Source organism: Proteus sp. G4380 (genome assembly GCF_963885725.1).
GTDB lineage: Bacteria > Pseudomonadota > Gammaproteobacteria > Enterobacterales > Enterobacteriaceae > Proteus > Proteus mirabilis.
The window spans coordinates 1-3,456 of the sequence record NZ_CAWPAV010000138.1; the positions used below are offsets into that span (position 1 = coordinate 1).

The following is a 3,456-nucleotide window of genomic DNA, read 5'->3' on the forward strand; positions in this document are numbered from 1 at the left end:
ACAGTATTAAAACTTTTAGTTCTTATTCACAAACAATCAAAAGATATAAATATCATGAGAAATATTATCTTTAAACCATAATAAAAGAAGGCCATTAGCTATATGGCCTTCTTTTATTATTTCTATTTAATTTTATTAATTACATACAGTACTTATTTGTGCTACTCATCTTCTGGGGGATTTTTTAAGATCTGATGTATTTCTTCTTTTAGACGTAATTTTTGTTTTTTTAATTCAACAACTTCTTCTCCATATCCTCGCCTATCTCGGTGTTCTAAGCGTACAATTTTATGGTCAAGTTCATTATGTTGTTCAAACAGGGCTCGGAAATGGGGATCAGTTTGACGAAGCTTAGCAATTAAATCACGATATTCTGGAAACATATTACCTACCTTCCATTATCAATGAGTGATGAGTGTCATACTACTTTTAAGTCTCCCTTAAATTGCTGTCACTGTCATACTCTTTATGTGAAAAACAAGAGCGATATCAAGTAAAAATTAACATAAAACTACAACAAAGTAGGATATCGACACACTATTGCATGAAATTGGTCTAACTTAAGACTATAAAACAGGATAAGATAAAAATGCTCATATTTTATACGAACATCACTATTCTTCTATCAAAAAGCACTTATTGTTAATTCTATAAATAAATTTGAATTAAAGTAAAAGAGTTCTCTAATAGTTTTTATATACCCATCTATTTGAGACACTAAGCCCAATGCCGCCACATTGGGCTTTTCTTTTTGCAATCAGTAACTTGATAACACTAATAACTTAACTGATTGAAATAGAATAGCTAACAATCTATTCAATAATTTTTTATCGAGGGTTTTAGTTAAGATTGTTGATTGTTACCCTCGTATTTCATTAATTACTATGACCATTTTTAGATTGTTCTAATTGTAATGCCTGCTCCTTCCATTTGGAAAGGGCTAGCTCCTTTAGCCAATCTGCAAGTAATGGCATCGTTTTTATTGAATCTAATGCAGCTCGCTCTTGTTTGGTTAAACGAATAACAACGACTTCAGTTTTCATTGTAGACATATCAGCCTCTTTTTATAAAAAAAAGAATACTGACATAAAATATAAACAGAACGGTCTGACTTACATCCTTTTACAAAATATTATAATTTAACTTACATTAACAAAGCATTAAATACAAAAAGCAGTCCTATTTCCCTTGTTTTAAATATAAAATTCACTTATTAAAAATAGTTATTTTCTTTCTATAAAAATAGATACAGTAGTGGAATTAATATATTACAAACCATAACGTAATCTTAAAGATTGAGGATAAGGATAAAAGTATTTTTGTTTACTCAGATAATTATCTGGGTATTCTGATAAGTAATGATTAATTAATGTTAATGGTGCCAATAAAGGTTGTATTCCTTGACGATACTCTAAGATCAATTGGCTTAATGCTTGTCGCTGCTTAGAAGTTAAATCTTGCTTAAAATATCCTTGCACATGCATAAGAACATTAGTGTGATTACGACGTGTGGCTTGATGTTGTAATAGAGCCATAAATCGATTACGGTATTCAACAAAGAAAGTCTCTAATGAATCCCAATCTTTATTGTTAGCAACAAAGCGCCCTAGTTGCCGATAAAGCGGTTGTGAATGAGCTAATAACAATAGTTTGTATCTTGTATGAAAATCAATTAATGTCTGGCGAGTAAAGTTATTTATTTTCAATTGATTTAGCTCATTAAGCGCAAACACCCGTGTAATAAAATTTTCTCTAATATAGGGATCGTTTAACCGCCCATCTTCTTCTATAGGTAACCACGGCATTATTCTCTTCAGATTTTCAGTAAAAATGCCTGTACCCGATTTTTTATTGCCGTTGCCTATTGGATCATAAACCCGGACACGTTCTAATCCACAACTGGGTGATTTCGCACACACGATATAACCGCTAAATTGATTAAACCTCCTCAAATATTCGATAGAGTAATCATTCATCAATTGGGTTAAGTCACCTTCACTTCCATTACTAAATTTTAACCTGACTTCACCTGTCTTAGACTGAACTAATCGTAATGCTGGTCTGGGTGTCGGTAAACCAATAGCCATTTCTGGGCAAGTAGATTGATATTCAAAGAACTCAGATAATTCATCAGCAGCAAGATGACAACATTTATGCCCACCATCAAACCTCACTTTATCCCCTAATAAGCATGAACTAATACCTACGATAATTTTTTTATGCGTAAAATCATTTTGTTTAAGACTCATAAGAGTTTTGGGCATGGTTATGACCTCATATGAAACAATCACCTAACCTGACTAATCAGATTAATAAATCTATGCTCATAATTTATCTTAGTAACATAATGCTACTTTTACTATGTTTATCATTTAATTAGTTTGTAAAATATTATTAAAGGAAAGGATAGCCGTTAACCACTGATATCACAATATTGATAGATATGAATAGCAAATAGCTAATATACTTACAGCAAATATTAGCTATCTGATTAAATTGATTGATATTTAGTAATAATTAAGTTATTAATCAATAAGTTAACACTGTGTTAATGCACGGAACTATAATACTCAATAGATAAATCATCCACTTTTGCACCACTAAACTGAGCCCATAGTATAATTGCAGATAATACTTCTTTTTCATTCGTTGCAATAAATAGATTTACAAAGGACGTTTCGTTCCATAGTCCACTCACTTTATAAACCACTTTGTTCATCTTTACTCCACCTGACGCTATCAATGACTTTAAGGAAACACAGATTCAAAACTGTTATAAAGTTATTTTTAACATGGGTGCACTTTTGCTTTTTCCAAGTCATATTATCATCAAAAATAGATGCTTTTTCTAAACATATTCTATTTATAACTATAAGTTTTTATTATATTCACCTTGTTATTGATTATTAGTATTAAGCCTTTCACTGCGTCAGTTCGTAACTTTCAGAAATTAATGATTTTAGCTCAGCATCATCAAAATCTGTGTCTAAGCGAATAGAAATCCAATGCTCTTTGTTCATATGATAAGCGGGATAAACTGCTTTTTTTAAGCGTAGAGCCCCCACTAAAGGCACCGGTACTTTTAAGTTAATCACATCGACTTTATTATTTTTACCCGTATCAAATAGCTTGTTTTCAGCGACATCCATGATGACGGCGAACCATTTAGAATGATTATGATGTCTGAAAACCGCATAATTAGGGTACTTACTCCATAAATATTCGGGGATTACGGCATATGTTTTCTGTATATACTCGATAAGCTCTTTTCTATTCATTGTCCGGTCATCTCATAAAATGATGTATAACTTGGTCACTAAACGCATGATCTCTAACATTAAGGCATCAGCCTGTTAAATAATTTATTATACATTTGTTATTTAACAATGCTAAATGTAGAGAGAACCCGACTATATTGTTATTATTATTGCTACTTATTTTTATTATCAATACATA

Annotated in this window: 5 protein-coding genes; all 5 read right to left on the reverse strand. The window is 31.2% G+C overall.

The genetic code is table 11. The annotated features are described in order from the left end of the window. Window positions 1-161 precede the first annotated feature (161 nt). The 5 genes from AACU98_RS12415 to AACU98_RS12435 all read right to left on the reverse strand — a co-directional run bounded on the left by AACU98_RS12415 (window position 162) and on the right by AACU98_RS12435 (window position 3,278). A complete protein-coding gene (locus tag AACU98_RS12415; RefSeq protein ID WP_004242534.1) occupies window positions 162-383 on the reverse strand; it encodes a YdcH family protein in 222 nt (73 codons plus the stop codon). A 492-nt stretch (window positions 384-875) separates the two neighbouring features. Continuing rightward, window positions 876-1,052: a hypothetical protein gene (locus AACU98_RS12420; protein ID WP_004247917.1), complete on the reverse strand. Its 177-nt coding sequence runs from the start codon at window positions 1,050-1,052 to the stop codon at window positions 876-878. A gap of 216 nt (window positions 1,053-1,268) precedes the next feature. Next, complete coding sequence (locus AACU98_RS12425; RefSeq protein WP_041707089.1) at window positions 1,269-2,264, reverse strand: YbgA family protein; 996 nt, start codon at window positions 2,262-2,264, stop codon at window positions 1,269-1,271. Window positions 2,265-2,548: 284 nt separating this feature from the next. Further along, window positions 2,549-2,719 carry a hypothetical protein gene (locus tag AACU98_RS12430; RefSeq protein ID WP_004242531.1) on the reverse strand — a complete coding sequence of 57 codons (171 nt, stop codon included), beginning with the start codon at window positions 2,717-2,719 and terminating at the stop codon, window positions 2,549-2,551. A gap of 202 nt (window positions 2,720-2,921) precedes the next feature. Continuing rightward, window positions 2,922-3,278: an MmcQ/YjbR family DNA-binding protein gene (locus AACU98_RS12435; protein ID WP_012367822.1), complete on the reverse strand. Its 357-nt coding sequence runs from the start codon at window positions 3,276-3,278 to the stop codon at window positions 2,922-2,924. Window positions 3,279-3,456: the final 178 nt, after the last annotated feature.